We start from the raw sequence: 26,241 nt of genomic DNA, 5'->3' as shown, positions 1-26,241 counted from the left end.
GACGGTCCGGGCCGTTTCCACGTCTCGGGGAACACCTGCTGGCGCGCCGAACGGTCTAGACCGCGGAGTGTCGTTTTCGTGCGGAGGGCGCGCCGAAGGAGACGTCCGGTCGGGGGTGAAGGACGCACGTCCTGGACTTCATCGGCGCTCACCTGAGCGCACTTGAGGGGATTCGAGAACTTTTTCGTCGAGTTCCGCACCGGGTCGCCCGGCCGGGCCTACCTGAACGGGTTGTCAAGTCGCATCGCCAATACGGATGAACATCCACGGCGAGGTGCGGGTGAGCCTAGGGTCCCCCCGCACTACTTGAAACATCCAATACTTGAGCAGGTGGGGGTACCACTCATGAAGGCCAGCACGAAGTCGGGGATCGCAGTAGTCGCTGCAGCAGGGTTGCTCGTCGTTGGGGGAACGACCGGCGCGGTTGCCGCGAAGATGATCGATGGCAGCCGTCTCAAGGACGGGTCTGTCTCGGGCGAGAAGCTCACTGCCAATGCGGTCGGCTCGCGCGAGCTCGCGCCCGCCAGCGTCGGCAAGGGCCAGCTGAAGGACGGCGTCCTGGAGGGCATGGAGGGACAGGCCGGTCCGGCCGGCGCGCAGGGTGAGCAGGGTCCGGCCGGTGCGCCGGGTCCGGCCGGTGCGCAGGGCCCCGCCGGCGAGCAGGGCCCCGCCGGCCCGGCAGGGCCGGCTGGTGCGCCCGGTTCGTCCGGCTCGCAGGGCCCCCAGGGACCGATCGGCCCGATGGGTCCGACCGGACCGGCGGGCACCGTGACGTACGTCGGGCCCAACTGGTCGATCGTGCACCGCAACGTCATCGGCGCCGGTGACGCCGCCCTCGCGGCGGGTCCGCGTGGGGCCGGCTCCCTCGGCGACGGTGCGCTGATGATCCGCACCGCCTCCGGGACCGACAAGGCGGCGTTCGGCAACGAGGTCGACTTCGTCGGGCAGCCGCTGCCGACGCAGATCGGTTTCTCGGTCTTCACGACCGGCGAGAACAACTCCAAGTACCCGGGCGGCAACTGGGGCAACATGCCCTCGATCCAGTTCGAGATCGACCCGAACCTGGAGACGTCGGGGTCGAACTACTCGTCGCTCATCTACGTTCCTGCCAACGGCACCGCCAACGCGTGGACCGAGATCGACGCCGACGCCGACACCGCTGACCACTGGGCGCTGACCGGCGCTGCGGGCACCGCGACCGGTTGCTCGACGGCCGGCGCGTACTGCACGTTCGCGGAGATCATGGACGCGCTCGACGACGGCGGAGACGCCGCCACCCTGCTCACGGTTCAGGTGACCAAGGGTCGCGACTACGCGTTCTCCGGTGCGGTCGACAAGCTGCGGATCAACAACGAGCAGTTCGACTTCGAGCCCTTCGGCGTCAAGAAGACGACCGTCTCCTGATCACAGCACCACCGCACGATGCCCCCGGCTCCACGCCGGGGGCATCGTCGCGTCTGCGGGAGTCGAGCTCGAGCCCCGCTCGGAGACGGGCCGTCACGGTCTAGACCGCCGCCACGCGATTTTGCGGTGGCGGTACCTCCGAACAGGCTCCTCCCAGGACCGCCTGAGCGACATGTCCTGGGAGACATCGGCACCCAGGCAGCCTCACTTGAGAGAAAGTCGGGAGGATTTTCCGCAGAACGTGTGACCCCGCTCACACCGACCTCGCCGCCGACCGGGATGTCAAGCCGCATCGCCAATATCGGTGAACCCTCGCTCAGGGCAGCCGGCGAGCCTAACGTCCCCCACTATCCATCACAGACAACTGGGGGTTCGCTCATGAAGGCCAGCACGAAGTCGGGGATCGCGGTCGTCGCCGCAGCCGGACTGTTCGCCGTAGGCGGCACGACCGGCGCGGTCGCCGCCAAGATGATCGACGGCAGTCGCCTCAAGGACGCGTCGGTGTCGGGCGCGAAGCTCGAGAAGAACGCGGTCGGCACTCGTGAGCTCGCGCCGGGCAGCGTCGGGCAGAACCAGCTGAAGGAGGGCGTCCTGGAGGGCGTCGAGGGCCAAGCGGGCCCCGCCGGTGCGCAGGGCGAGCAGGGTCCCGCCGGCCCGCAGGGCGAGCAGGGTCCGGCAGGAGCGCCGGGTCCTGCCGGGCTGCCCGGATCGCAGGGTCCGAGAGGCTTCACCGGCGACCAGGGTCCAGAGGGTCCCCAGGGACCCAACGGCCTCCTCGGTGCTGTGTACCGCGTCGCGAACTACACCAACGGCGGGGGAGGCATCGCCACCGTGGCCTGTGCCGACACCCTCGCGGAGTCGGCGAACTACACCGCGATCAGTGGTGGTGCGTTCGTGCAGGTCGTGGACGGTACCGGGACTGTCGTCTCCAGCCACACCGAGCCGATGACGTCGTCCTTCCCGGGCCGGATGAACTGGTCCTTCGGGTCTGACTCCCAGGACAACAACACGCCGCAGGCGGGTCGCCTCGACGGCTGGATCGTGAAGTTCGGGAACGGCGTCGCGCCGACGTCGCAGGAGGGCGACGTCCTGCAGGTCTGGGCGCTGTGCGTGCCGAACGCGTCGATCCCGGTCGAGGTGCGGAACTACTGATCGCGGACGCGACGAGGGGCCTGCCGTTCGGCAGGCCCCTCGTTGCGTGATGTGGTCCGGGTCAGCTTCCGCTGTTGATCATCCCTGCGCCGACGGTGACGCCGGTCGCCTCGTCGATCAGGATGAACGAGCCCGTGGTGCGGTTCTTGGAGTACGGGTCGCACAGCAGCGGCACCGTGGTGCGCAGCTGGACGCGGCCGATCTCGTTGAGACCGAGCTCCTTGGTCTCCTGGTCGCGGTGCAGCGTGTTCACGTCGAGGCGGTACTGGATGTCCTTCACCAGCGTGCGCGCCGAGCGGGTGGTGTGCTTGATCGCGAGCTTCTGGCGCGGGCGCAGCGGCTCGTTGGTCATCCAGCACACCATCGCGTCGATGTCCTGCGACGGCTTCGGGGCGTTCGCGGGGCGGGCGATCATGTCGCCACGGGAGACGTCGACGTCGTCCTCGAGACGGACCGTGACGCTCATCGGCGGGAACGCCTCGGTGACCTCCTGGTCGAACAGGTCGATGCCGGCGATCTTCGACGTCATGCCCGAGGGCAGGACGACGACCTCGTCGCCCGGCTTCAGGACGCCACCGGCGACCATGCCGCCGTAGCCGCGGTAGTCGTGGTGCTCGTCGGACTTCGGGCGCACGACGTACTGCACCGGGAAGCGGACGTCGACCAGGTCGCGGTCGGAGGCCACGTGGACGTGCTCGAGGTGGTGCATCAGCGTGGGACCGGAGTACCACGGCATGTTCTCGGAGCGGTTGACCACGTTGTCGCCCTGGAGCGCCGAGATCGGGATGACCTCGAGGTCCGGGATGTTCAGCTTCGTCGCGAACTGCGTGAACTCGGCGTGGATCTTCTCGTAGACCTCCTCGGAGAAGTCGACGAGGTCCATCTTGTTCACCGCGAGCACGAGGTGCGGGACGCGGAGCAGCGAGAGGATCACCGCGTGCCGGCGGGACTGCTCGGTGAGGCCCTGGCGGGCGTCGACGAGCACCAGGCCGAGGTCGGCCGTCGAGGCGCCGGTGACCATGTTCCGGGTGTACTGCACGTGGCCCGGGGTGTCGGCGATGATGAACTTGCGGCTCGGGGTCGCGAAGTAGCGGTACGCCACGTCGATGGTGATGCCCTGCTCGCGCTCCGAGCGGAGACCGTCGGTCAGCAGCGCGAGGTCGGTGTAGTCGTAGCCCTTGGACTGGCTGGTGGCCTCGACGGCCTCGAGCTGGTCCTCGAAGATCGACTTCGAGTCGAGCAGCAGCCGGCCGATCAGGGTCGACTTGCCGTCGTCCACGGAGCCGGCGGTCGCGAACCGCAGCAGGTCCATGTCGCGGACCTGCTCGGCCTTCTGCGCCTGAGTCAGATTCTCGGGAGTGGGGTCGCTCATCAGAAGTAGCCTTCCTTCTTCCGGTCCTCCATGGCAGCCTCGGAGAACCGGTCGTCGCCCCGGGTGGCGCCGCGCTCGGTGACGCGGGCGATGGCGATCTCGTCGATGATCTTGTCGATGGTGTCGGCCTCGGACTCGACACAGCCGGTCAGCGTCAGGTCGCCGACCGTGCGGAAGCGGACCGTGCGCTCGGCGACGGTCTCGCCCGAGCGGACCGGGTTGTGCTCCGACTCCGAGAGCAGCATCCCGTCGCGCTCGAAGACCCGACGCTGGTGGGAGAAGTAGATCGAGGGGATCTCGATGCCCTCCCGGCCGATGTAGTGCCAGATGTCCAGCTCGGTCCAGTTGGAGATCGGGAAGATGCGCATGTGCTCGCCCTCGTGGATGCGCCCGTTGTACAGGCTCCACAGCTCGGGGCGCTGCATCTTCGGGTCCCACTGGCCGAACTCGTCGCGGTGGGAGTAGACGCGCTCCTTGGCGCGGGCCTTCTCCTCGTCGCGCCGGCCGCCGCCGAAGGCGGCGGTGAAGCCGCCCTCCTCGAGGGCGTTCAGCAGGGTGCCGATCTGCAGCCGGTTGCGGCTGGTCTTGCCGTCGTCGACGACGACGCCGTCCGCGATCGCCTCCTCGACGCTGGCCACGATCAGGCGGGCACCGAGTCGGTTCACCCAGTTGTCGCGGCAGGCGAGGACCTCGGGGAAGTCGTACCCGGTGTCGACCTGCAGCACGGGGAACGGGATCTTCGCGGGGTAGAACGCCTTCTCGGCGAGGCGCATCATCACGATCGAGTCCTTGCCCCCCGAGAACATCAGGACGGGCTTCTCGAACTCGGCGGCGACCTCACGGAAGATGTGGATCGACTCCGCCTCCAGCTGGTCGAGCTGACTCAGCCGGTAGTCGGCGTGGGTTTGGGTCATGACTGACTGGGGACCTCTCGTCGGGACAGCAGCCCACATCGTAGCCGTGAGTGGGCTTGCGCCCCGAAACCGGACAAATCTGAGTGCCTCAGGTCACTCTCGGGCGGAGAACGGCTGCTTCTCGAGCTCCGCGACCGTCGGTGATCCGAACATCGGAAGTCCCTGCGTCTTGCGGATCAGGCCCCAGACGAGGGGCACCAGGACGAGCATCGCGAGTCCGACGCCTGCGATCAGCATCGGGTGGGTCTCGTCCACGCTCAGGGGCGCCCAGCCGGACTTGTCGAGCAGCGCGACGCCGGACATGGTCAGGACGACGACGATGCCGCGCCGGATGATCGACTGCGGGACGCGCGGCGCGATCGTGCTGCCGATCAGCGTGCCCGGGACCGAGCCGATCACCAGCGGGATCAGCAGCGACCAGTCGAGCCCGTTGATCGCGATGTTCGAGATCGCGGCGGCCATCACGAGCGGGACGGCCTGCACCAGGTCGGTGCCGACCAGCCGGACGGCGGACAGGCCGGGGTAGAGCATCAGCAGCGCCACCATGATCACCGAGCCGGAGCCGACGCTGGTGATGCCGACCAGCAGGCCGCCGAGCGCGCCGACCAGCAGCGTCGGGATCGGGCGGATCGGCGGGTTCGGGTCGGCGTTGCCCGTGCCGCTGCGGATCCGGCGCAGGTTGATGTAGAGGCGCAGGGCGTACGTCGACGCCGCGAAGAGCAGGGCGAACCCGATGCAGATGAGCAGCAGCTCGTCGACGGACTCCGGTTCCTCCCCGGCGATCTTGTGGATGATCCAGGGCCCGAGCAGGGCCATGGGCACCGATCCGAGGATCAACCATTTCGCGAGCTTGAAGTCGGGTGACCCCTCCTTCGAGTGCACGATCGCGCCGCCGGTCTTGTAGATCGCGGCCGCGGTCAGGTCCGCGGTCACCACGGCGGAGGCCTCGCCGACGCCGAGGAAGATCAGCGCCGGCGTCATCAGCGCGCCGCCGCCCATCCCGGTCAGCCCGACCACGATGCCGACGAGGAAGCCGGCGGCGATGATCGCGAAGAAGGTGGTGGTGATGACGTCGCTCATGCGGGGATCCTCCCGGACGTGGTGAGGTCGAGGTATCCCGCCTCGCCGAGGCCGGCGATCACGTCGTCGAGCGCGTCCTCGATGGTGCGTCCGGTGGTGTCGACGCGGACGTCGGCGTCCTCAGGCTCCTCGTACGGCGAGGAGATCCCCGTGAACTCGGGGATCTCGCCGCGGCGAGCCTTGGCGTACAGGCCCTTGCGGTCGCGGCGCTCGCACTCCTCCAGCGGCGTCGCCACGTGGACGAGGAAGAACGCGCCACCGGCCGCGTCGACCATGGCCCGGACCTGCTGCCGGGTCTCGTCGAACGGGGCGATCGGGCTGACCACGGCCACGCCGCCGTGCCGTGAGATCTCGGCGGCGACCCAGCCGATCCGGCGGATGTTGGTCTCGCGGTCGGCCTTCGAGAACGTCAGGCCCGCGGACAGGTTCCGGCGTACGACGTCGCCGTCGAGGCTGGTGACCGTGCGGGTGCCCTGCTCGAGGAGCCGGTCCATCAGCGCGCGCGCCAGCGTGGACTTGCCGCTGCCCGACAGCCCGGTGAAGAACAGCACCAGGCCCTGGTCGGCACGGGCCGGGCGGTCCGCGGTGACGATCGCCTCGACCGCGTCCGGGAAGGCGCCGTCGGGGTCGTCGGTCACGCCGACGACCGGGTCGCTGCCCGCATAGTTGGCGACCACCTGGACGCCGAGCTCGTGGTCGACGTCGGCGTCACCGTGGGAGGCGAGCGGGATCGCCACCACCTCGGCATCCGGGAGCTGCTCCGCGGCGGCGAGGGTCGCTCGGACCAGGCCGACGGGGGAGAGGTCGGGCGTACCGTGCCCGACCAGCGGGAGCAGCACGACCGGTCCCACCGTCGCGAGCACGGTGAGCTGGGCCTGGGTCAGCGCGTCCACGAGCGGGACGAACGTGCGGCCGGCGTACCGGGCGCGGGTCTCGGTCGGGCTGAGGTACAGCCGGCGGAAGGGGCCGTACTGCGCGTGGCTGAGCGGGTCGATCGTGCCGGCCGGCAGGGCGACCTCGGCGAGCGGCAGGCCCTCCGGGTCGACCAGCTCCACGGCGCCCGCCGCCGCGCCGAGCGTGGCGACGTCGTCCGGCAGGTCGAGCGTGATCGGGCTGCCCGGCTCGTTGAACATCACGGTCGGCACCAGGGCCCCGCTGAGCAGGAGCTCGAGGTCGTCGAGCTCGCGCGGCGTGGGGCAGTACTGCGGGACGGGGGGCATCGGCACGGGGTAATCGTGCCATCTCGCTGAAGTTAGTCTCCCACTCATGTCGCTCCCCGTCGTCGCAGAGCTGGTCCGGTCCGGGTTCGTGGAAGGCCACCACTACGGCTCGGTGGTCGCGCTGGACGCGTCCGGCCGCGTCGAGTGGTCCGTCGGTGCGATCGACGTGCCGGTCATGCCGCGCTCCTGCAACAAGCCGGTGCAGGCACTCGCGATGGTTCGCCTCGGCCTGGACCTGCCGCCGGAGCTGCTGGCGCTGGCGTGCGCGTCACACTCGGGCGAGCCCCTCCACCTCGAGGGCGCCCTGCGCATCCTGGCCACGGTCGGGCTCGACGAGCGCGCGCTGCAGACGCCGGAGGACTACCCGCTGGACGACGAGGAGCGTGACCGGGTGGTGCGGGCCGGAGGTCACCGCACCCGGCTGCAGATGAACTGCTCGGGCAAGCACGCCGCGATGCTCGCGACCTGCGTCGTGAACGGGTGGGACACGGCGACGTACCTGGCGGCCGACCACCCGCTGCAGGTGGCGATCCGCGCGACGTTCGAGGAGCTCGTCGGCGAGCCGGTGACGGTGGACGCGGTCGACGGTTGCGGAGCGCCGTTGCTGGGGACGTCGCTCGTGGGACTGGCGACCGCGTTCCGCACGATCGCGCTCGGCGGCGACCCCAGCGCCGCGCGCGTGGCGGCGGCGATCCGGCAGCACCCGGAGTTCGTGTCCGGCACCCGTCGCGACGAGCGGAAGCTGCTGACCGCGATCCCGGGAGCGATCGGCAAGGCGGGCGCCGAGTCCTGCTACGCCGTCGCGCTCGCCGACGGCCGGGCGTTCGCGCTCAAGACCGACGACGGGGCGCCGCGGGTGCGACCGGTGCTGATGGCGGCGGCGCTGCGCCGGTCCGGGGTCGACCGGGAGGAAGGCGTGGACGCCGAGGCGGTACGTCGTACCGGCACCTCGGTGCTGCTCGGCGGTGGTCGACCCGTGGGCGAGATCCGCGCCGTCTTCTGACCCCTTGATTGCTGCTGCTAGCGGCGATTTGCCCAATATTTGAAGGCGAAACCATCCGATGTGAACAGGTTCACGCCGCCCGTGCTTGCTATTGCTAGCAGACCTCGCGATGGTGGAGGCATGGCGATGGGCAAGGTCGGCAAGACCGTCGAGACCCTGGGCGACTACCTCAGGGAACAGCGGATCGCGGCCCACCTGACGCTCCGCCAGCTCGCCGAGCAGGCGGGTGTGTCCAACCCGTACCTCAGCCAGATCGAGCGGGGGCTGCGGCGTCCGTCCGCCGAGGTGCTGCAGCAGATCGCCAAGGCGCTGCGCATCTCCGCCGAGCAGCTCTACCTGCGCGCCGGCATCGTCAGCCCGGAGGGCGCGGGCGGATCGGTCGAGCTCGCCGTCCTCGGCGACAGCCGGCTCACCGAGCGCCAGAAGCAGTCCCTGCTGGACGTCTACGCGTCGTTCATCGCCCTGAACGACTCCACCAGCTGAACCACGAGGCCCGGCAACCGTGCCGGGCTGCCAACCGAAGGAGCAGGACATGGCCCAGGCCAAGTTCGACATCAAGACCGAGGCGACCCGCCCCCTGTACGCGGGCGTCGGCGCCACCGACGTCGCTGTGGCGCTGGTCCGGGAGTACGTCGCCGACGTGCAGAAGCGGTTCGCCGGCGTGCAGCAGGACGTGCAGACGCGCGTGACCGGTCTCGACCTCCAGCCCAAGGCGCTGCGTGACCAGGCGGTCACCGTCGTCAGCGCCCGCGTCGACGCCCTCAGCCAGGAGGCCAAGGCCCGTCGTGCGGCGATCGAGGCGCGCGTCGCCGAGCTCCAGGCCGACGCGCTGAAGCTCCCGAACCGGGTCAACGAGACGTACGCCGACCTGGCCAAGCGTGGCGAGACGCTCGTCGTGCGGATCCGCAAGCAGGAGTCGACGCAGCAGGCCAAGGCCTCTGCGGGGACCACCCAGGTCAAGGCCAAGACCACGAAGACGCAGGCGACCAAGGCCACCAAGACCACCGCCAAGAAGACCGCCAAGAAGGCGTCCTCGACCGCGAAGAAGTCGTCGGCGGCGCCGAAGAGCAGCGCCAAGGCCACCGCGACGGCAGCGAAGAAGACCGCGGCCAGCACGACCGCAGCCGTCGCCGACGGCGCCGCGAAGGTCGGCGACTGACCCACCCGTCGGTCGAGCTGGCGAGACCCCTGCACCTGGCGCATGCGCTCGGGCGTGGGGGTCTCGACACGCTCGCTGCTCGACGACCGGGTCTGCTGGCACCGTAGGCTGTGCGGGTGCTGCACGTACTCGAGGCCGAGCTGAACCTCATGCTGTTCGTCGAGCTCGTCATCCTCGGCGTCAAGATCTTCGCCCTGGTGAACTGCCTGATGTACTCCGCCGAGTCCTACAGCGCGGCCAACAAGCTGTCCAAGGCGGCCTGGGCCATCATCCTCGGCGTCGGCCTCGCGGCTCAGATCGTGCTCGGTGGCGTGATCGGACTCATCAGTCTGGCGTTCACCGTCGCGGCGCTGGTCTACCTCGCCGACGTGCGTCCCGCGCTGGCGTCGTTGACGCGACGCTGACCGTCAGGATCTCCCGTCGCGGCCTTCCGGTCGAGCGATGTGTGCCACGCTTCCGGGGTGACCCGACGCGCGTTGATCACCGGCATCACCGGCCAGGACGGCTCCTACCTGGCCGAGCTGCTGCTCGCCAAGGGCTACGAGGTGCACGGACTGCGGCGTCGGTCCTCCACCTTCAACAACACGCGGATCGAGCACCTCTACCAGGACCCCCGCGACCCTGACGCCCGGCTCTTCCTGCACTACGCCGACCTCACCGACGAGTCGAGGCTGGTCCGCCTGTTGCGCCGGATCCAGCCGAACGAGGTCTACAACCTCGCGGGTCAATCCCATGTCGGGGTGAGCTTCGACGAGCCGGAGTACACCGGCGACACCGTCGGCCTCGGCGTGGTCCGTCTGCTGGAGGCGATTCGCACCGCCGAGCTCGACTGCCGCTTCTACCAGGCATCCAGCTCGGCCATGTACGGCAATGCCCCCGAACCGCAGAACGAGGACACCGTGTGTCGACCGGTGTCGCCGTACGGCACCGCGAAGCTGTACGCACACTGGACCACCGCGACGTATCGCGAGGGCTACGGGATGTTCGCCGTGAGCGGCATCCTCTTCAACCACGAGTCACCGCGGCGCGGGGAGACGTTCGTGACGCGCAAGATCAGCCGCGCCGTGGCCCGCATCCAGGCGGGGCTGGCCGACTACCTGTACATGGGCAACCTCGACGGGGTGCGTGACTGGGGCTACGCCCCGGAGTACGTCGAGGGCATGTGGCGGATGCTGCAGGCCGACGAGCCGCGCGACTACGTGCTCGCGACGGGCCGGCCGTTCACCGTTCGCGACTTCGTGGTCGCGGCGTTCGAGCACGCCGGGCTGGACTGGGAGAAGCACGTCCGGCTCGACGAGCGGTACCTGCGTCCCACCGAACCGTCCGCGCTGATCGGTGACTCGAGCCGAGCCGAGCGTGATCTCGGTTGGACTGCTCGGGTGCACACGGAGGAGCTCGTCCGGATCATGGTCGACGCCGACGTCGAAGCCGTGCAGCACGAGGGCGAGCCCTGGATCGACCAGCCGCGGGGCTGGCCCTCGAGCTGATCCGTCAGGCCGTCAGGCCGACGGGACACTGGCGATCGCGACCGTGCCCTCGCCGTCGAGCGTGATGGCGCCGTCCGCGTGGGGCACGAACAGGGACTGACCCCGCTGCAGCTCCCGGCTCGCGTCGGCGCTGCTGACGGTCACGCTGCCGTCGAGGCACAGGAGCGTGCGCGGCCCCTCGGTCGGGAGCTGGTCACCGGGCTCTCGCGCGATCGTGAGCGCGAACTCGGCGACGGGAGGTCGGTACGCCAACGTGTTGGCGCTGACCGGCGTCGCCTCCCAGATCGGAGCCGGCATCGGGGTGAAGTTCGCGATGTGGAGCAGCTCGGGGACGTCGACATGCTTGGGCGTCAGGCCTGCCCGCACGACGTTGTCCGACGCCGCCATGATCTCGACCCCGAACCCGGAGGTGTAGGCGTGCACGACGCCCGCATCGAGGAACATCGCCTCGCCGGGCGAGAGCACGACGTGATTGAGCAGCAGCGTCACCAGCACGCCAGGGTCGGTCGGATAGCGCTGCGCCAGCGACACGGTCTGGGCGAACACGCGAGTGCTCTCCCGCTCGACGCTGGCGCGGTCGAGGTACATCCGCCCCGAGGTCCGGTTGGAGCGGTGTCCCCTGGCCTCCGCCGCGTGTGCGGCGGCCGCGATGTCGGCGATGAGACCGCGCAGCTCCGAGCCGTCCTGGCTGAGGATCTCGCTCACCGCTGCGTGCAGTGCCTGGAAGGGTGGCGCGGACTCGAGATCCTTCGCCACCCGGTCGGCCCAGGGGTGCTCGAGCAGCCGAAGGATGCGTGCTGACTTCTCCACGTCGCGGAAGCCCGCCATCCCCTCGAACCGCGTGATCGCGACGATCAGCTCGGGCTTGTGGAAGCGGTCCTGGTAGCAGCGCTGAGTCGCACCGAGTGGAATCCCCGCTTGGTTCTCGTGCTCGTACCCGAGCCGGGCCCGCTGGCTGGTGGGGTGGACCTGGAGGGACAGCGGCTCGGCGGCCGCCAGTGCCTTCATCAGGTACGGCAACCGGGGCCCGAACGTGTCGAGCGTGTCCTGGCCGAGCGCCGTGGCCGGGTGGTCGCGGATGTGCTCGTCGAGTCGTCCGCCGTCCGGGAGCAGCGCCGGACTGCCGGGATGCGCGCCGACCCACAGCTCGGCCTGCGGCTGCCCGTCAGCGGGCGTGCCGAGAAAGCGGGGGATCAGCGAGGTCGAGCCCCAGGCATAGTCTCGGGTCGCGCAGGTCAGGAGATGCATCAGCACCAGGGTATTCGCGATGGTGTGACGCCATCTGCGGCTTGCGCGTTCCTTGAGGATGTCTGTCCCAGGGCCTCGGGCGACGCGTCCCGGCCAGAGGCGCTACCCGCGAGGTTCGCTCGCGGACCCCTGTCCCAGGTCGGCGTCGACCATCCGCCCGACCAGCTCGGCGAAGTCCACGGTCGGCTCCCACCCGAGCAGGGTCCGCGCGCGGGTGGCGTCTCCGGCGAGCTCCGTCGGGTCGGCCGGTCGCACGAACTCGGGGTCGACGACCACGAGGTCCTGCCAGTCGTCGATCCCGGCGCGGGTGAACGCGGCCGCGACGAAGTCGCGCACCGAGTGCGCCACCCCCGTGGCGATCACGTAGTCGTTCGCGGTGTCGGCCCGGGCGGCGCGCACCATCGCGTCGACGTAGTCCGGCGCCCAGCCCCAGTCGCGGCGGGCGTCGAGGTTGCCGAGCGCCAGCGAGTCCGCGCGACCCTGCGCGATGGCGGCCACGGTCGCGGTGATCTTGCGGGTCACGAACTGCTCCGGGCGACGCGGCGACTCGTGGTTGTAGAGGATCGCGCTGACCGCGTGCAGGTCGCGTCGCCGGTACACGTCGACCATCAGGTGGGCGTAGGCCTTCGCCGCGCCGTACGGGTTCACCGGCCGCAGCGTCGTGGACTCGTCCTGGGGGTGCCGGTCCGGCTCGCCGAAGATCTCCGCGCTGGAGGCCTGGACGAAGCGCACGGCCCGACCGTGCTTCTCCTGGACCAGCAGCGCGGACTCCAGGAGGGCCGCCGCGGCCATGCCGTTCACGCGCGCGGTGAGGTCCGGCTCCTCCCACGACCGTGCCACCGAGCTCAGTGCTGCGAAGTTGTAGACCTCGTCGGGCGCCAGGTCGAGCAGCAGGGCGCGTACGTCGGGCACGGCGCTCAGGTCGCCGCGGTGCAGCTCGACGCCGGGCAGGTCGGGCAGCGGCTCGAGGTCGTGCGCGAGCGCGTGCACCTCGACGCCCTCGGCGAGCAGCCGCTCGGCGAGGTAGCTGCCGTCCTGGCCGCTGATCCCCGTGATGAACGCGCGGGTCATCTCACCAGCCCTGCTGGGTCGCGGCGAGGTCGGCGTCGACCATCATCGCCACCAGCTCGCGGAACGAGACCTTCGGCTTCCAGCCGAGCACCTCGCGGGCCTTGCTCGCGTCGCCGATGAGGTGGTCGACCTCGGCCGGACGCATGAAGCGCGGGTCCTGGCGTACGTACGGCGCCCAGTCGTCGATGCCGATGTGGCTGAACGCCTCGTCGAGGAAGTCGCGGATCGAGTGGGTCTCGCCGGTCGCGATCACGTAGTCGTCACCGTGCGGCTGCTGCAGCATCATCCACATCGCCTCGACGTAGTCGCCGGCGAACCCCCAGTCGCGCTCCGCGTCCAGGTTGCCCAGCACCAGCTCGTTCTGCAGGCCGAGCTTGATCCGCGCGACGGCCTCGCTGATCTTGCGGGTCACGAACTCCGGCCCGCGCCGCGGCGACTCGTGGTTGAAGAGGATCCCCGACGAGGCGTGCATGCCGTACGACTCGCGGTAGTTGATGGTCATGTAGTGGCCGAACACCTTGCTCACGCCGTACGGCGAACGCGGCCACAGCAGCGTCCGCTCGTGCTGCGGGACCTCCTGCACCTTGCCGAACATCTCGGAGCTGGAGGCCTGGTAGAAGCGGATCGAGTCCGGCCGGTCACCGGTGTGCAGCCGCACGGCCTCGAGGATGTTGAGCACGCCCTTGGCCGTGACGTCCGTCGTGAGCGGGGCGTTCTCCCACGAGTACGCCACGAACGACACCGCGCCCAGGTTGTAGACCTCGTCCGGGTCGGAGTCGCGCAGCGCGCGGATCAGGCTCGACATGTCGGTGAGGTCGCCGTTGTGCAGCCGCACGTCCGGCAGCAGCTCGCGCACCAGGTCGAGCTTGGGGTTGTTCTGACCGCGGATCACGCCGTGGACGTCGTACCCCTTCGAGAGCAGCAGCTCGGCGAGGTAGAGGCCGTCCTGGCCGGTGATGCCGGTGATGAGCGCGGTGGGCATGGACGGATTGTGCCCTAGGCCACGTCAGGCGACGTCGGCGTCCATCGCTGCCACGAAGTCGCGCTTGACCCTGCGCCAGGCCTCGTCGTCCATCGTGCGCCGCCAGTACGGCGAGCAGGACATGTCGGCGCGGGGGAGACGGCGGTCGGAGAGCAGGTGCCGGCGGATGGCGCGGATCTCCTCGGCCTCGCCGTGGATGAACGCGTGCACGCGGCCCGCGGGGAACTCCAGGTCGGCCACCGCGTCGGCCAGCAGGTCGACGTCGTCCTCGGCGCCGGTGCGGTGCAGCCACGCCAGGTCGAGCCGGCCCGGGCAGTCGAGGGCGACCTCGTGCTCGGCGCCGTCGCACACCAGCCGGACCACGGCGACGGCGTCCGCCGGCAGCGCCTCGAGGGAGGCGGCGATCGCGGGCAGCGCGGACTCGTCGCCGACCATCAGGTGCCAGTCGGCGTCGGCGTCGGGGCGGTAGCCGCTGCCGGGCCCCTCGAACACCAGGACGTCGCCGGGCGCGGCCGAGGCCGCCCACGGGCCGGCCACGCCGGAGTCGCCGTGCACGACGAAGTCGAGGGTGAGCTCACGCGCGGCCTCGTCCCAGAAGCGCACGGTGTAGCGGCGCCGGGCCGGCCAGTGCTCCTGCGCCTGCTCCTCGCGCACCGCCTTCGGGTCGAAGACGCCGCCGTACGGCGCACCCGCGGGCGGGATCGCCAGGTTCACGTAGGCGTCGGTCGACTCCGGCATGGCGAAGCCGTCGAGCCCCGGTCCGCCCAGCACCACTCGCACCAACGTCGGCGTCAGCCGCTCGGTCCTCACCACATGCCCGTGCATGCCCACATCCCATCACGTCGAAGTTAGGCAAGCCTAACTCGGGATGCCTGGGGCGGAGGTATCGAGGCTCGCTGCACTCGCGCCTCGGCTGCCAGGAGCCGGGCCACCCATTCTTTGCAACCAGATGGTTGACAACGCCGAGCGGGCGGATCTACGGTTATTCAACCAACAAGTTGAAGAGGTGCCCGGTGACCGACCAGCTCTCGAGGGTCTTCCAGGCCCTCGCCGACCCGACCCGGCGCGACATGGTCGCCCGGTTGGCCGCCGACGGGGACGCCTCCGTGGGCGAGCTCGCGGCGCCGTACGACGTGAGCGTCCAGGCGGTGTCCAAGCACGTGAAGGTGCTCGAGGACGCCGGGCTGGTCAGTCGCAGCCGGGACGCCCAGCGGCGCCCGGTGCACCTCGAGGCGGAGGTGTTCGACCTGATGACGAAGTGGATCGAGCGCTACCGGCAGCAGGTCGAGGAGCGCTACCGCCGACTGGACGCCGTCCTCGCCGCGACCGCCGAGGACACCCGAGACGACCGAGAAGAAGGAGCAGCATCATGAGCACGACCACCAAGGCCGAGGCGACCATCGAGGCGGTCCCGGACCTGCCGGTCATCAAGACCACGCGGGAGTTCGACGCGACGCCGGAGCGCGTGTTCCGGGCGCACGTGGACCCCGACCTGTACGCCCAGTGGGTCGGCCCGAACGGCACGGAGACCGAGATCCAGACCTGGGACGCTCGCACCGGGGGCTCGTGGGCCTTCCGCGGGACCAGCTCCGCCGGCGAGCACAGCTTCTACGGCTCGTTCCACGAGGTGCGTCCGCACGAGCGGATCGTGCAGACCTTCACCTGGGCCGGGGACCCGGACGGCGTCAGCCTGGAGACGATGACGTTCGAGGCGCTGGACGGCGGACGCTGCCGGATCGTCGCCACGTCGGTCGTCGAGACGATCGAGGTGCGCGACCAGTGGCTGGCCAGTGGCATGGAGGTCGGCGTCAACCACGGGTACGCCAAGCTCGACGCCCTCTTCGAGGCCGGCAGCGCATGAGCGCCGCCGACGACCACCGCCGGGTGGCGGCGACGTTCACCGACCGCGTGCTCGGCACGACGGACTGGGACGCGCCCGCGCCGGTCGACGGCTGGGCCGCCCGCGACGTGGTCGACCACCTCGTCACCTGGCTGCCGGCGTACCTCGAGGGCAACGGCGTGACCGGCGTCGGCCCCGGCGAGCTCTCCGCGGTCGACGACCCGGTCGCGGCCTGGCAGGCGCATGCCGCGAGCGTCCAGGCGCTGCTCGACGGCCCGGGCGCCGCCCAGCAGGTCGACGACCCCCGCATGGGGACCTGGGCCGTGGGCGACCTGGTCAACCGGATCTACACCGCCGACATCTTCATGCACACCTGGGACCTCGCCCGCGCGACCGGGCAGGACGACACGCTCGACGCGGAGACGTGTGCGGCGATGCTGGCCGGGATGGAGCCGATGGAGGACCTGATCCGTGGCAGCGGTCAGTACGGCGCACGGGTGGACGTGCCCGCGGACGCGGACGCGCAGACCCGGCTCCTCGGGTTCATCGGGCGCGACCCGGGCTGGCGGCCCTAGGCCGAGGAGCGCGCCTCCCAGGCGCTCGCGACCATCGACCGGAGGTCGTGCCGCATCTCCCACTCCAGGTCGCGGGCCGCGAGCGCGCCGCTCGCGACGATCCGGGCCGGGTCCCCCGGCCGGCGGTCGCGGACCTCGGGCTCGAAGTCGATCCCGGTGACGTCCCGGATCGTGTCCATGATCTGCCGGACCGACGCGCCGACGCCGCTGCCGAGGTTGTAGACGGGCTCCAGGGTCTCGCCGGCCAGCAGCCTCCGGGCGGCGACCACGTGCGTGCGGGCCAGGTCCGCGACGTGCACGTAGTCACGCACGCAGGTGCCGTCCGGGGTGGCGTAGTCGTCTCCGAAGATGACCGGCGTCCGGCCCTCGACAAGCGCGTCGAACACCAGCGGGAACAGGTTGTGGGGGCTGCGGTCGCGGAGCTCGGGGCGACCGGAGCCCACGACGTTGAAGTACCGCAGCGACGTGTGCCGGAAGCCGTGGGCACGACCGGCGTCCGCCAGCAGCCACTCGCCGATCAGCTTGCTCTCGCCGTACGGCGACTCGGGTGTCGTCGGCGTCTGCTCGGTGACCAGGTCGACGTCCGGGGTTCCGTACGTCGCCGCGCTGGAGGAGAACACGATCGGGCGGACGTCCGCTGCGTCCATCGCCCGGAGCAGCCGGATGGTGCCGTTGACGTTCTGGTCGTAGGTCTCCAGCGGCCGTGACACCGAGACGCCGGCGTACTTGAACCCGGCCAGGTGGATGACGCCGACCACGCCGTGGGTGCTGAGGGTCTCGCTGACGGCTTCCTCGTCGAGCAAGGACGCCCGGACCAGGGGCACGTCCGGCGGCACGAAGCCGGCGACACCCGCGGCGAGGTTGTCGAGGACGACCGGCTCCATCCCGGCGTCGAGGAGTGCGTGCACGACGTGGGAACCGATGTAGCCCGCACCACCCGTGACCAGCCAGCTCATGCTCCGGAGGATACTGGCGACATGAAGATCCTCGTGACCGGCGGTGCCGGCTACATCGGCTCGACCACGGCCAAGGCGCTCGAGGAGGCGGGGCACACCCCGGTCGTCCTCGACTCCCTGCTGACCGGACCGCTCGCGTTCGTGAAGGACCGGATCTTCTACGAGGGCGACATCGCCGACCGGGCGCTGGTGCGCCGGATCGTCGACGAGCACCCCGACCTCGACGCCACCATCCACATGGCCGCGCGGATCGTGGTGCCGGAGTCGGTCGAGAAGCCGTACGAGTACTACCGCGACAACGTCGCGAAGTCGCTGGAGCTCTTCGACGAGCTCAACGGCCTCGGCAAGAACCGCGTGCTGTTCTCGTCGTCGGCCTCGATCTACGCGCTCAAGGAGCAGTTCGAGGTGTCGGAGGGTGACGCCCTGGCGCCGACCTCGCCGTACGCCCGCACCAAGCGGATGATGGAGGAGATCCTCCAGGACATCGCCGTGGCGACGGACCTGCGCGCGATCATCCTGCGCTACTTCAACCCGATCGGCTCCGACCCGGACCTCGAGTCGGGCATCTACGCCAAGGAGCCGTCGCACGTCCTCGGCCAGCTGGTGATGGCCGCGCGTGGGCAGAAGGATGCGTTCACGATCACCGGCACCGAGCACCCGACCCGTGACGGCACGGGCATCCGCGACTACATCCACGTGTGGGACCTGGCGCGGGCCCACGTGCGCGCGGTCGAGCGCTTCGACGACGTGATCGCGGCAGCCGGTACGCCCAGCGCGGTGATCAACGTCGGCACCGGCGACGGCGTGACGGTGCGCGAGCTGGTCAAGGCGTTCGAGAACGTCTTCGGCCAGGAGGTGCCGCTGCGCGAGGCGCCGCCGCGCCCGGGCGACGCCGTCGGCGCGTTCGCGAACGTCGACCGCTCGGCCGAGCTCCTCGACTGGCGCACCGAGCTGTCGCTCGAGGACGCGATCGCCTCGGCCCTCGCCTGGGGCGCGAAGCGCCAGGAGATCCTGGGCTACGAGTGATGTCCGGCCTGGTCGGCATGGTCCTGTCCCTCCTGCTGAGCGTCGGTGGTCTCGAGACGGGCGCCAGCGCGCCTTCCTCGACCACCGCGAGGCCGCTGGCGGGCCGCGTCGTCGTGATCGACCCCGGTCACCAGCTGGGGAACCACCACTACCCGCGCCAGATCAACCGGCCGGTCCCGGCCGGCGGGTTCGACAAGCCCTGCAACACGACGGGCACCGCGACCAACGGCGGCTACCCCGAGGCGACGTTCGCCTGGAAGGTGGCCGAGCGGCTGCGGACCCGTCTCGAGCGGCTCGGCGCGCGCGTCGTGATGACGCGGACCACCAACCGCCAGGACCGCTGGGGCCCGTGCATCGACGAGCGCGGCCGGCGTGGCAACAAGCAGCGCGCCGACGCGAAGATCAGCGTGCACGGCGACGGGTCGTACACCGCGGGCGCGCACGGGTTCCACGTGATCGCGCCGACGGACCGGCGGCCGTGGACGCACGACATCTACCGCTCCTCGAAGCGGCTCGCGCTCGACACCCGGCGGGAGCTGCGAGCGCGGGGCTTCTCGGTCGCCAACTACATCGCCGGCGGTGACGGCCTGGACTTCCGGTCCGACCTCGGCACGCTCAACCTCTCGAACATCCCGACGGTGATGCTCGAGGCGGGCAACATGCGCAACGCCGGCGACGCGCGACGGATGACCCGCGCGTCGGGGCAGCGCGCCTACGCGACCGCGCTCACCCGCGCCGTACGCCGGTTCCTCGACTAGCGCCCCAGCGCGCCGTCGAGCACGAGCTCGACGATCGCCGCCGAGCGCTCCGCGATGTCCTCGTCGCTGAGCTCGCGGCCCTCGAGCCGGGAGCCGAGCGTCTCCATGGTGGCCGCGCCGTAGACGCACGCCGTGATCCAGTCGGGACGGGTGTTCTCGGGGACCTCGCCCCGGTCGACGGCCCGCTGCACCATGCGGCCGACAGCGTCGACCTGGACGTCGGCGACCGCCTCCGTGAACCGGCCCAGCCGCTCGTGCGCGCCGGCGGCGTCGAACGTGATCCGCAGCGACGCCCAGCCGGCCGCGTCGCGGAACTGGCGGAACAGGTTCTCGGCGAGCCGGGTCAGGTCGCCGCGCAGCGAACCGGTGTCGACCGCCCCGAGCGTGCCGCTCCGCGTGCTGACCGCCTCGGTCAGCAGCGAGTCCTTGTCCTGCCAGCGCAGGTAGACCGTGGACTTGCCGACTCCCGCGCGGCGGGCCACCCCGTCCATCGTGAATCCGGCCCAGCCGTGCTCGCCGTACTCCTCGAGCGCGGCATCGATGATGCGCTCCTCCGCCCCGGGGGTGCGCGGCCTCCCGCGTCCCCGCCGTGGCTCCCCCTGCGATGTGGACATGGCTGATTGAACCTCACAAGGGGCCGGATGGGTGACCCATCCGACGGGAAATCACCCATTTATCGCTACCCTCGCCGACGTGGGCTGGTCCGAGTGCAACACCCATCACTGGGACGAGTGGACGCTGACGGACCTCCTGGCCGCCAAGGCGGACCGCACCGTCAGCCTCGTGGTGCCGGCCCGCAACGAGGCCGCGACCGTCGGAGACGTCGTCTCCCGGGTGCGTGAGGCGCTGGTCGACACGGTCGCGCTGCTCGACGAGATCGTCGTGATCGACTCAGACTCCACCGACGACACGTACGACGTGGCCACCGACGCCGGTGCGGTCGTGCACCGCTCCGCGGAGATCCGTCCCGACCTCGGCACCGAGCCGGGCAAGGGCGAGGCGATGTGGAAGTCGCAGTTCGTCACCCGCGGCGACGTGCTCGTGTTCATGGACGCCGACCTGCTCGACTGGGACACGCACTTCGTGCCCGGCCTGCTCGGCCCGCTCCTCACCCGGCCGGAGGTCGACCTGGTGAAGGGCTTCTACGAGCGGCCGATGGGCAGCGGCGCCGGCGCCGTGCCGTTCGAGGGCGGCCGGGTCACCGAGCTGGTAGCGCGACCGCTGATCGCGCTGCTGTTCCCGGAGCTCGGTGGGCTCTACCAGCCGCTGGCGGGCGAGTGGGCGGTACGCCGTTCGCTGTTCGAGCGGCTCAGCGTGCCGCACGGGTACGCCGTCGAGCTGGCCGCGCTGGTCGACACGGAGCGCACGCGCGGTATCGACGCGATCGCCCAGGTGGACCTGGGCACCCGCGCCCACCGGCACCAGTCGCTGCGCGACCTGAGCGGCATGGCCACCCAGATCATGGCCGCGGCCCTGGCCCGGGTCGGCGCCGGCCCCGAGGTCGCCGAGCGACCGCCGGCGGTGGGACTGCGATGACGCTGCGACTGGGCCGGCACGCGTTCGCCGACGACGCGACGCTGATGATGGCGATCGTCAACCGCACGCCGGACTCCTTCTACGACCGGGGCGCGACCTGGGCGGAGGACCGCGCGTTCGAGCGGGTGGCGCTGGTCGTCGAGCAGGGTGCGGAGATCGTCGACATCGGCGGCATCAAGGCCGCACCCGGCGTCGAGATCGACGCCGCCGAGGAGAAGTCGCGCGTCGTCGACTTCGTCGCCCGCGTGCGCGAGGCCTTCCCGGGCCTGGTCATCTCCGTCGACACCTGGCGCGCCGAGGTCGGCCGCGCCGTGTGTGCGGCAGGCGCCGACGTCCTCAACGACGCCTGGGGTGGCGCCGACCCCGAGCTCGTCGACGCCGCCGCCGAGGGCGGTGCCGCGATCATCTGCACGCACACCGGCGGGGTGACGCCGCGGACCCGGCCGTACCGCATCGACTACGACGACGTGGTCGCCGCCGCCGTCCGCGACACCGTCGCGTACGCCGAGCGCGCGGTCGCTGCCGGTGTCTCGCCCGAGTCGGTGGTGATCGACCCGGCGCACGACTTCGGCAAGAACACCTTCCACTCGCTGGAGGTCACCCGCCGGCTGGGTGAGATGGTCGCGACCGGGTACCCCGTGCTCGTGTCGCTCTCCAACAAGGACTTCGTCGGCGAGACCCTGGACCTCCCGGTCGGCGAGCGGCTCACCGGCACGCTCGCGGCGACCTCGGTCTGCGCGCTGGCCGGCGCGCGGATCTACCGCGTGCACGAGGTGGTCGAGACCCGTCAGACCGTGGACATGGTGAACGCCATCGCCGGGCGGCGCCCGCCCCACCGCGCCATCCGGGGGATCCAGTGAAGGCGGTGCTGGTCCCGGGCGTCTTCGCGCTGCTGCCCGAGTACGCCGGCCTCGAGGACCCGGTCGCGGAGCTGCGCGCGTCCTGCCTCGACGCGGTCGCGTGGCTGGGTCACGACGTCGTGGTCGTCGCCGATGCGCAGGGCCAGCGGGTGGGGAGTGCGCTCCTGTCGGCTACCGGGGTCTCGACAGGCTCGACCCCCGGTTCGGCGTACCTCGTGGTCGGCAACGGCTCGGCCAAGCGCTCCGAGAAGGCGCCCGGGCACCTCGACGAGCGCGCGCACGCCTTCGACGCGACGCTCGGCGCCTCCCTGCGCGCGGGCCGCCCCGACGTGGACGCCGCGCTGGCGCACGAGCTGTGGGCGAGCGTCGAGGGCATCACGAGGATGCGCGAGCTCGGCGACCTGGGCCCGGCGCAGGTCGACTACGACGCCGACCCGTTCGGCGTGCAGTACTGGGTGATGAGGTGGGAGTGGTGAGGGTCCTCGTCGGACCGCGCACCGACGACCTCGACGAGCTGTACGCCGTACCGCGTCGGCCGTGGCTGCGCGTCAACATGATCAGCACGGTCGACGGCGCCGCCACCGGCGACTCCGGCAAGAGCGGCTCGATCAACAACGCGGTCGACAAGCAGGTGTTCCACCTGCTCCGGGCGCAGTGCGACGTGATCGTCGTCGGAGCCGGCACGGCACGGATCGAGGGGTACGGGCCGGCCGTCCGGCCGCTCGTCGTGGTGAGTCGCCAGGACACCGCGCCCGAGGGGCTGCGGGACGCGCCGCCGGGCTCCGTGTCGGTCGAGCCGCTGGGCGACCCCGTCGCGTTCAAGGCCTCCCTGGTCGAGCGCGGATGGACGAACATCCTCTGCGAGGGCGGTCCGTCGCTGCTGCGCGACCTGCTCGCCGCCGGGGTGGTCGACGAGCTGTGCTCGACGACGGTCCCGCGGCTGATCGGCGGCGACCACCTCCGGATCACCAGCGGTCCTCCAATCGATGTCCCCCTGGACCTGCACACGCTGATCGAGGCCGAGGGAACTCTCCTCGCCCGGTGGTTGGTGAGTCCCGGCTCGGAGTCAGCCGCTTCGTCCTAGAGTTCGGGCATGCCGCGTTCCCCACGGATCCTGGCCGCCTGTGCGGTCGTCACCTTCGCGGTCGCGTCGCTGCCGCTCGCGTTCTCGTCGGCCGGTGCGTCCGACGACGACCAGCTCTACCGCGCGCTCTCCGACTTCCGGGTGTCCGGCGCCCAGGTGCGCGTCGACCCGGAGTCCTACACCGCCGTACGGGTCGACGTCGCCGAGCTGCGCGCCGAGCTCGCGGACGACTCGACCGTCCTCGAGGTGCCGACGCCGGACGGTGGCACCGAGCGGTTCGCCGTCGAGCAGACGCAGGTGATGGCGCCGGGCCTGGCCGCGGCGCACCCCGAGATCCGCACGTTCTCCGGTCGCTCGCTCGACAACCCGGGCAGCACGATCGCGCTCGACCTGACGCCGATGGGCTTCCACGCGTCCGTGCGCGACGCCGGCGCCGGGACGGCCTGGTACGTCGACCCGGCGTACGACGTGCGCGGCACCAGCGTCCACCTCAGCTACGCCGGCAGCAGCCTGCCGCGGCCCGAGGAGGAGCTTGCCGAGCGTGAGCTGCCGGCCGCGATGAAGGCCGCGTCCGCGCGCACGGCTCCGCGTGCCCGCGCCGCCGCCGGCGAGAGCGTCGAGCAGCGCGTCTACCGGCTGGCGCTCCTCTCGGACCCGCAGTACGCCGAGTACTTCGGCACCTCCAACGTGACCGCCGAGAAGGTGACGCTGATCAACCGGGTCAACCAGATCTACAACGACGACCTGGCGATCAACCTCCAGCTCATCGAGGGCACCGACCTGCTCAACCTCGACACCGACGCGAAGGCGACCGGCAAGAACGGCCCCTGCGGAGCGCACGCCTGCTTCGACCTCGCCACCAAGCGGTTCCCGGGCGATCTCGACGTGTGCTGGCCCGGCACCCTGGTCCGCGCCGGCACCGTGCTCGGGCAGCTCGTCGGGGCGTCGGCGTACGACGTCGGCCACGTCGTCCTCGGTGACAACGGTGGCGGCATCGCCGGCCTCGGCGTCGTCGGCGGCCGCTCCAAGGCGATGGGGTGCACCGGCCTGCCGGAGCCGCAGGGCGACTTCTTCGCGGTCGACTACGTCGCCCACGAGCTCGGCCACCAGTTCGGCGGCAACCACACGTTCGACGGCAACCAGGGCAGCTGCTTCGGCGGCAACCGCAACCGCTCCTCGTCGGTCGAGCCGGGCTCCGGCTCGTCGGTGATGGCGTACGCCGGCATCTGCGCGCACGACGACCTGCAGCCGCACACCGACCCGTACTTCTCGGGGCACACCATCGCCGAGGTCTCGGCGTACGCCAGCGGCGTGCCGGTGGCGCAGGTCGAGGTGCAGACGGTGTCGCTGAGCGGCTTCGACGCCGACGGCGAGTCGGTCCTGATCGGGTACGACGGCGCCGAGCCGGTCACCGTGACCAGGGGGGTGGACTACGACGCGGCCGGGCTCGAGGCCGCCGTGGAGCAGGTCACCGGCCAGGACGTGCGGATCCGCGGCTGGGGCTTCGACCCGAAGGACACCTTCCCCCAGCCGGCGATGACCCCGGACAACACCGGCTTCTCGGTCGTCTTCGCCGGCGACAAGATCGACGTGGCCCCGCTCGTGGTCACGAGCTCGTCGCCGGGCGTCAGCGCCGCGGTCGGCGAGGCGTCGCAGGGCGGGCCCGCCGGCAACGGCGGCTCACTGGTCAACCCGACCGACAACCACGCGCCGGTCGTCACCGCGCCGCCCGCGCGGACGTTGCCGATGCGCACGCCGTTCACGCTGACCGGGTCTGCGACCGACGAGGACGGCGACGCCGTCAGCTACCTCTGGGAGCAGACCGACACCGGTGACCGCAACGGCACGACGCTGGTCACGAACAAGCGCTTCTCCGGCCCGCTCTTCCGCGTGTTCGGACGGTACGCCGACGTCAGCGACGAGGCGGCCGGCCAGATCCCGTCGCCCGGCCAGAACCACGCCGGCCCGAACGGCTCGCGGACGTTCCCGGACATGTTCCAGATCCTGGCCGGGACCACTAACGCCGCCACCGGCCGGTGCCCGGAGGTTCCGCCCGCGTCGCCGAACCCGAACAAGTACAAGCCCGTGAAGCTGCGGGTGCTGAACTGCTACTCGGAGTTCCTCCCGATCCCGGGGTACGTCGGCACCGCGGGCTCGAAGCGCCCCGCGATGCACTTCCGGCTGACGGCTCGCGACGGTGCGCCGCTCGGCGGCGGCGTCGGCCACGACGACGTGACGCTGCGGCTCGACCGCCGCGCCGGCCCGTTCCTCGTGAGCTCGCTCGCGGGCGACAGGCCGCGCGTCGACGCGGGCTCCGCGCGGATCATCCGCTGGCAGGTCAACGGCACCCGCAAGCTCGCCCGCCAGGTCCAGATCACGCTGTCGACCGACAACGGGCGCACCTGGGAGCACGTGCTGGTCGACCACACCGCGAACGACGGCGAGGCGAAGGTGACGTTCCCCGACGTCCGCAGCCGGAAGGCGTGGCTGCGGATCTCCGCGGTCGACAACTACTTCTTCGACGTCAACGACTCGCGCTTCCGCATCGGCTAGCGCGACGGTGGCGCGCTGTGCACCATCGGGGGTGGGCGCTACGAGGTCCCGGCCGCGCGCGTGGTCCCGCTGCTCGCCGTCGTGATGGTGGCGCACCGATGAGTGCCCTCCGGCGCCGGATCGCGCGGCTGCGCACGGTCCTGCTGCTGCTCTTCGTGCTCAGCGTGGCCCTCGGGCTGACCGTGTCCCCGCTGCCGCTCGTCGCGGACCTGGCGGTGTCGTTCTCCCTGTGTGCGCTCGCCTTCGTCGGCCCGCCGCGCGCCGACCGGGAGCCGGTCGACGTCGACGCGCCGGTCCGTGGCCGGTGGGTCGCGGTCAACAGTCCCGGCACCCGGGTCCCGAGCCACGGCGTGCGCTCCTACGGCCAGGCGTACGCCGTGGACGTCCTGCACCCGACCGCCCGCGGGGCCTCGACGCGGCTGGGCTGGGGGCTGCGGCCCAGGCCCGCCGGGGCGTACCCGACATACGGCGAGCCGGTCCGCGCCGTCGCCGACGGCGTGGTGGTGGCGGTGGCGGACACCCAGCGCGACCACCGCGGCCGGGACACCTGGCCGGCGCTCGTGTGGATGCTGGTCGTGGAGGCGTTCTTCCGCGAGCTCGGCGGGCAGCGCTGGATCCTCGGCAACCACGTGGTCGTCGACCACGGTGACGGCGTCTGGTCGGCCTGCGCCCACCTGCGTCGCGGATCGGTCACCGTGCAGCCCGGGACGCGGGTCCGCGCCGGCCAGGTCCTGGCCCAGGTCGGCAACAGCGGCAACACCAGCGAGCCGCACCTGCACTTCCAGCTCATGGACGCCCCGGCGGCGACCGGCGCAGCCGGGCTCCCGTGGCGATGGCGCGGCGTCGACCCGCTCGACGAGACCGACCCGGCCCGCACGACGGGCGACCCGAAGCCGAGCGCGATCGACGGCGTGCCGCCCAACGGTCAGGTGTTCCTGGCCGGCGCCGTGCGAGAGTGACC

Annotated in this window: 28 protein-coding genes; 18 read left to right on the top strand and 10 right to left on the bottom strand. The window is 71.1% G+C overall.

The features are described from left to right. The first annotated feature begins 435 nt into the window (after nucleotides 1-435). Both MJ604_RS13995 and MJ604_RS13990 read left to right on the top strand, forming a co-directional pair. Nucleotides 436-1,404 (top strand): hypothetical protein, encoded by a 969-nt coding sequence (locus MJ604_RS13995; RefSeq protein ID WP_243059072.1) that lies wholly within the window; start codon nucleotides 436-438, stop codon nucleotides 1,402-1,404. A 378-nt stretch (nucleotides 1,405-1,782) separates the two neighbouring features. Then, on the top strand, nucleotides 1,783-2,556 hold the full coding sequence (locus MJ604_RS13990) for a collagen-like protein (RefSeq protein WP_243059071.1): 774 nt from the start codon (nucleotides 1,783-1,785) through the stop codon (nucleotides 2,554-2,556). Nucleotides 2,557-2,617: 61 nt separating this feature from the next. Here the strand turns inward: MJ604_RS13990 and cysN are convergent, their stop codons facing one another. From cysN to cysC, 4 genes are all read right to left on the bottom strand, one after another. Beyond that, nucleotides 2,618-3,928, bottom strand: coding sequence for a sulfate adenylyltransferase subunit CysN (cysN, locus tag MJ604_RS13985; RefSeq protein ID WP_243059070.1), 1,311 nt, complete (start codon nucleotides 3,926-3,928; stop codon nucleotides 2,618-2,620). Next, entirely contained in the window at nucleotides 3,928-4,842 is a 915-nt protein-coding gene (cysD, locus tag MJ604_RS13980; protein ID WP_243059069.1) for a sulfate adenylyltransferase subunit CysD, read from the bottom strand. Before cysD ends, cysN begins: the two co-directional genes overlap by 1 nt. A 93-nt stretch (nucleotides 4,843-4,935) precedes the next feature. Continuing rightward, entirely contained in the window at nucleotides 4,936-5,922 is a 987-nt protein-coding gene (locus MJ604_RS13975) for a sulfite exporter TauE/SafE family protein (RefSeq protein WP_243059068.1), read from the bottom strand. Further along, nucleotides 5,919-7,142, bottom strand: coding sequence for an adenylyl-sulfate kinase (cysC, locus tag MJ604_RS13970; protein WP_243059094.1), 1,224 nt, complete (start codon nucleotides 7,140-7,142; stop codon nucleotides 5,919-5,921). The genes MJ604_RS13975 and cysC overlap by 4 nt, the downstream gene beginning before the upstream one ends. Nucleotides 7,143-7,188: 46 nt before the next feature. Here cysC and MJ604_RS13965 point away from each other — a divergent pair, with 46 nt between their 5' ends. The 5 genes from MJ604_RS13965 (at nucleotide 7,189) to gmd (MJ604_RS13945) (ending at nucleotide 10,791) form a co-directional block, all read left to right on the top strand. Next, entirely contained in the window at nucleotides 7,189-8,145 is a 957-nt protein-coding gene (locus MJ604_RS13965) for an asparaginase (protein WP_243059067.1), read from the top strand. Between the two features lie 120 nt (nucleotides 8,146-8,265). Then, the gene (locus MJ604_RS13960) at nucleotides 8,266-8,628 is read left to right on the top strand and encodes a helix-turn-helix domain-containing protein (protein WP_243059066.1); all 363 of its coding nucleotides are present in this window, start codon (nucleotides 8,266-8,268) and stop codon (nucleotides 8,626-8,628) included. 49 nt (nucleotides 8,629-8,677) lie between these two features. Further along, complete coding sequence (locus MJ604_RS13955) at nucleotides 8,678-9,304, top strand: hypothetical protein (protein WP_243059065.1); 627 nt, start codon at nucleotides 8,678-8,680, stop codon at nucleotides 9,302-9,304. Between the two features lie 116 nt (nucleotides 9,305-9,420). Then, nucleotides 9,421-9,708, top strand: coding sequence for a DUF2516 family protein (locus MJ604_RS13950; RefSeq protein ID WP_243059064.1), 288 nt, complete (start codon nucleotides 9,421-9,423; stop codon nucleotides 9,706-9,708). A gap of 57 nt (nucleotides 9,709-9,765) precedes the next feature. Then, nucleotides 9,766-10,791 (top strand): GDP-mannose 4,6-dehydratase, encoded by a 1,026-nt coding sequence (gene gmd / locus MJ604_RS13945; RefSeq protein ID WP_243059063.1) that lies wholly within the window; start codon nucleotides 9,766-9,768, stop codon nucleotides 10,789-10,791. A 12-nt stretch (nucleotides 10,792-10,803) separates the two neighbouring features. Here the strand turns inward: gmd (MJ604_RS13945) and manA are convergent, their stop codons facing one another. The 4 genes from manA to MJ604_RS13925 all read right to left on the bottom strand — a co-directional run bounded on the left by manA (nucleotide 10,804) and on the right by MJ604_RS13925 (nucleotide 14,917). After that, entirely contained in the window at nucleotides 10,804-12,039 is a 1,236-nt protein-coding gene (gene manA / locus MJ604_RS13940; RefSeq protein WP_243059062.1) for a mannose-6-phosphate isomerase, class I, read from the bottom strand. A gap of 102 nt (nucleotides 12,040-12,141) precedes the next feature. Further along, nucleotides 12,142-13,110: a GDP-mannose 4,6-dehydratase gene (locus tag MJ604_RS13935; RefSeq protein WP_243059061.1), complete on the bottom strand. Its 969-nt coding sequence runs from the start codon at nucleotides 13,108-13,110 to the stop codon at nucleotides 12,142-12,144. A 1-nt stretch (nucleotide 13,111) separates the two neighbouring features. Then, the gene (gmd, locus tag MJ604_RS13930; protein ID WP_243059060.1) at nucleotides 13,112-14,092 is read right to left on the bottom strand and encodes a GDP-mannose 4,6-dehydratase; all 981 of its coding nucleotides are present in this window, start codon (nucleotides 14,090-14,092) and stop codon (nucleotides 13,112-13,114) included. 24 nt (nucleotides 14,093-14,116) lie between these two features. Beyond that, nucleotides 14,117-14,917, bottom strand: coding sequence for a siderophore-interacting protein (locus MJ604_RS13925; RefSeq protein WP_243059059.1), 801 nt, complete (start codon nucleotides 14,915-14,917; stop codon nucleotides 14,117-14,119). Between the two features lie 188 nt (nucleotides 14,918-15,105). Here MJ604_RS13925 and MJ604_RS13920 point away from each other — a divergent pair, with 188 nt between their 5' ends. Genes MJ604_RS13920 through MJ604_RS13910 form a run of 3 tightly spaced genes read left to right on the top strand, consistent with a single transcriptional unit; the run spans nucleotide 15,106 to nucleotide 16,507 of the window. Next, complete coding sequence (locus MJ604_RS13920) at nucleotides 15,106-15,465, top strand: helix-turn-helix transcriptional regulator (RefSeq protein ID WP_243059058.1); 360 nt, start codon at nucleotides 15,106-15,108, stop codon at nucleotides 15,463-15,465. Continuing rightward, nucleotides 15,462-15,953, top strand: a complete 492-nt coding sequence (locus MJ604_RS13915) for an SRPBCC family protein (protein ID WP_243059057.1) — start codon at nucleotides 15,462-15,464, stop codon at nucleotides 15,951-15,953. Before MJ604_RS13920 ends, MJ604_RS13915 begins: the two co-directional genes overlap by 4 nt. After that, nucleotides 15,950-16,507, top strand: a complete 558-nt coding sequence (locus tag MJ604_RS13910) for a maleylpyruvate isomerase N-terminal domain-containing protein (RefSeq protein ID WP_243059056.1) — start codon at nucleotides 15,950-15,952, stop codon at nucleotides 16,505-16,507. Before MJ604_RS13915 ends, MJ604_RS13910 begins: the two co-directional genes overlap by 4 nt. Here the strand turns inward: MJ604_RS13910 and galE (MJ604_RS13905) are convergent. Next, complete coding sequence (gene galE / locus MJ604_RS13905; RefSeq protein ID WP_243059055.1) at nucleotides 16,504-17,463, bottom strand: UDP-glucose 4-epimerase GalE; 960 nt, start codon at nucleotides 17,461-17,463, stop codon at nucleotides 16,504-16,506. The genes MJ604_RS13910 and galE (MJ604_RS13905) overlap by 4 nt on opposite strands. Nucleotides 17,464-17,484: 21 nt before the next feature. Here galE (MJ604_RS13905) and galE (MJ604_RS13900) point away from each other — a divergent pair, with 21 nt between their 5' ends. Together galE (MJ604_RS13900) and MJ604_RS13895 are read left to right on the top strand one after the other, a co-directional pair. Further along, nucleotides 17,485-18,489: a UDP-glucose 4-epimerase GalE gene (galE, locus tag MJ604_RS13900; protein ID WP_243059054.1), complete on the top strand. Its 1,005-nt coding sequence runs from the start codon at nucleotides 17,485-17,487 to the stop codon at nucleotides 18,487-18,489. Beyond that, the gene (locus tag MJ604_RS13895) at nucleotides 18,489-19,247 is read left to right on the top strand and encodes an N-acetylmuramoyl-L-alanine amidase (protein ID WP_243059053.1); all 759 of its coding nucleotides are present in this window, start codon (nucleotides 18,489-18,491) and stop codon (nucleotides 19,245-19,247) included. The genes galE (MJ604_RS13900) and MJ604_RS13895 overlap by 1 nt, the downstream gene beginning before the upstream one ends. On the opposite strand, the gene MJ604_RS13890 is transcribed toward MJ604_RS13895, so the two are convergent. Further along, nucleotides 19,244-19,861 carry a TetR/AcrR family transcriptional regulator gene (locus MJ604_RS13890; RefSeq protein WP_243059052.1) on the bottom strand — a complete coding sequence of 206 codons (618 nt, stop codon included), beginning with the start codon at nucleotides 19,859-19,861 and terminating at the stop codon, nucleotides 19,244-19,246. The two genes, MJ604_RS13895 and MJ604_RS13890, sit on opposite strands and share 4 nt — an antisense overlap. A 79-nt stretch (nucleotides 19,862-19,940) precedes the next feature. Between MJ604_RS13890 and MJ604_RS13885 the strand changes: the two genes are divergently transcribed. The 6 genes from MJ604_RS13885 to MJ604_RS13860 all read left to right on the top strand — a co-directional run bounded on the left by MJ604_RS13885 (nucleotide 19,941) and on the right by MJ604_RS13860 (nucleotide 26,239). After that, a complete protein-coding gene (locus MJ604_RS13885) occupies nucleotides 19,941-20,783 on the top strand; it encodes a glucosyl-3-phosphoglycerate synthase (protein ID WP_243059051.1) in 843 nt (280 codons plus the stop codon). Further along, nucleotides 20,780-21,643 (top strand): dihydropteroate synthase, encoded by an 864-nt coding sequence (gene folP / locus MJ604_RS13880; protein ID WP_243059050.1) that lies wholly within the window; start codon nucleotides 20,780-20,782, stop codon nucleotides 21,641-21,643. Before MJ604_RS13885 ends, folP begins: the two co-directional genes overlap by 4 nt. Continuing rightward, the gene (locus MJ604_RS13875) at nucleotides 21,640-22,119 is read left to right on the top strand and encodes a hypothetical protein (protein ID WP_243059049.1); all 480 of its coding nucleotides are present in this window, start codon (nucleotides 21,640-21,642) and stop codon (nucleotides 22,117-22,119) included. Before folP ends, MJ604_RS13875 begins: the two co-directional genes overlap by 4 nt. After that, nucleotides 22,116-22,727, top strand: a complete 612-nt coding sequence (locus MJ604_RS13870) for a dihydrofolate reductase family protein (protein ID WP_243059048.1) — start codon at nucleotides 22,116-22,118, stop codon at nucleotides 22,725-22,727. The genes MJ604_RS13875 and MJ604_RS13870 overlap by 4 nt, the downstream gene beginning before the upstream one ends. Before the next feature lie 9 nt (nucleotides 22,728-22,736). Then, nucleotides 22,737-25,280 carry a M12 family metallo-peptidase gene (locus tag MJ604_RS13865; protein WP_243059047.1) on the top strand — a complete coding sequence of 848 codons (2,544 nt, stop codon included), beginning with the start codon at nucleotides 22,737-22,739 and terminating at the stop codon, nucleotides 25,278-25,280. Between the two features lie 98 nt (nucleotides 25,281-25,378). Then, nucleotides 25,379-26,239, top strand: a complete 861-nt coding sequence (locus MJ604_RS13860) for a M23 family metallopeptidase (protein ID WP_243059046.1) — start codon at nucleotides 25,379-25,381, stop codon at nucleotides 26,237-26,239. The last annotated feature ends 2 nt before the right edge of the window (nucleotides 26,240-26,241 follow it).

This window comes from Nocardioides sp. SR21 (assembly GCF_022761125.1).
Classification (GTDB): domain Bacteria; phylum Actinomycetota; class Actinomycetes; order Propionibacteriales; family Nocardioidaceae; genus Nocardioides.
This window is presented reverse-complemented; position numbering and strand designations above follow the sequence as displayed.

Excerpts from the sequence above, each read along its gene's own strand:
- folP (WP_243059050.1), top strand. The coding sequence starts at position 20,780 with ATGACGCTGCGACTGGGCCGGCACGCGTTCGCCGACGACGCGACGCTG.
- MJ604_RS13895 (WP_243059053.1), top strand. The coding sequence starts at position 18,489 with ATGTCCGGCCTGGTCGGCATGGTCCTGTCCCTCCTGCTGAGCGTCGGT.
- cysN (WP_243059070.1), bottom strand. The coding sequence starts at position 3,928 with ATGAGCGACCCCACTCCCGAGAATCTGACTCAGGCGCAGAAGGCCGAG.
- MJ604_RS13860 (WP_243059046.1), top strand. The coding sequence starts at position 25,379 with ATGAGTGCCCTCCGGCGCCGGATCGCGCGGCTGCGCACGGTCCTGCTG.
- MJ604_RS13890 (WP_243059052.1), bottom strand. The coding sequence starts at position 19,861 with ATGTCCACATCGCAGGGGGAGCCACGGCGGGGACGCGGGAGGCCGCGC.
- galE (WP_243059054.1), top strand. The coding sequence starts at position 17,485 with ATGAAGATCCTCGTGACCGGCGGTGCCGGCTACATCGGCTCGACCACG.
- MJ604_RS13990 (WP_243059071.1), top strand. The coding sequence starts at position 1,783 with ATGAAGGCCAGCACGAAGTCGGGGATCGCGGTCGTCGCCGCAGCCGGA.
- MJ604_RS13910 (WP_243059056.1), top strand. The coding sequence starts at position 15,950 with ATGAGCGCCGCCGACGACCACCGCCGGGTGGCGGCGACGTTCACCGAC.
- manA (WP_243059062.1), bottom strand. The coding sequence starts at position 12,039 with ATGCATCTCCTGACCTGCGCGACCCGAGACTATGCCTGGGGCTCGACC.
- cysD (WP_243059069.1), bottom strand. The coding sequence starts at position 4,842 with ATGACCCAAACCCACGCCGACTACCGGCTGAGTCAGCTCGACCAGCTG.
- MJ604_RS13915 (WP_243059057.1), top strand. The coding sequence starts at position 15,462 with ATGAGCACGACCACCAAGGCCGAGGCGACCATCGAGGCGGTCCCGGAC.
- MJ604_RS13960 (WP_243059066.1), top strand. The coding sequence starts at position 8,266 with ATGGCGATGGGCAAGGTCGGCAAGACCGTCGAGACCCTGGGCGACTAC.
- MJ604_RS13975 (WP_243059068.1), bottom strand. The coding sequence starts at position 5,922 with ATGAGCGACGTCATCACCACCACCTTCTTCGCGATCATCGCCGCCGGC.
- cysC (WP_243059094.1), bottom strand. The coding sequence starts at position 7,142 with ATGCCCCCCGTCCCGCAGTACTGCCCCACGCCGCGCGAGCTCGACGAC.
- MJ604_RS13925 (WP_243059059.1), bottom strand. The coding sequence starts at position 14,917 with ATGCACGGGCATGTGGTGAGGACCGAGCGGCTGACGCCGACGTTGGTG.
- gmd (WP_243059060.1), bottom strand. The coding sequence starts at position 14,092 with ATGCCCACCGCGCTCATCACCGGCATCACCGGCCAGGACGGCCTCTAC.
- MJ604_RS13865 (WP_243059047.1), top strand. The coding sequence starts at position 22,737 with ATGCCGCGTTCCCCACGGATCCTGGCCGCCTGTGCGGTCGTCACCTTC.
- MJ604_RS13965 (WP_243059067.1), top strand. The coding sequence starts at position 7,189 with ATGTCGCTCCCCGTCGTCGCAGAGCTGGTCCGGTCCGGGTTCGTGGAA.
- MJ604_RS13935 (WP_243059061.1), bottom strand. The coding sequence starts at position 13,110 with ATGACCCGCGCGTTCATCACGGGGATCAGCGGCCAGGACGGCAGCTAC.
- MJ604_RS13995 (WP_243059072.1), top strand. The coding sequence starts at position 436 with ATGATCGATGGCAGCCGTCTCAAGGACGGGTCTGTCTCGGGCGAGAAG.
- galE (WP_243059055.1), bottom strand. The coding sequence starts at position 17,463 with ATGAGCTGGCTGGTCACGGGTGGTGCGGGCTACATCGGTTCCCACGTC.
- MJ604_RS13955 (WP_243059065.1), top strand. The coding sequence starts at position 8,678 with ATGGCCCAGGCCAAGTTCGACATCAAGACCGAGGCGACCCGCCCCCTG.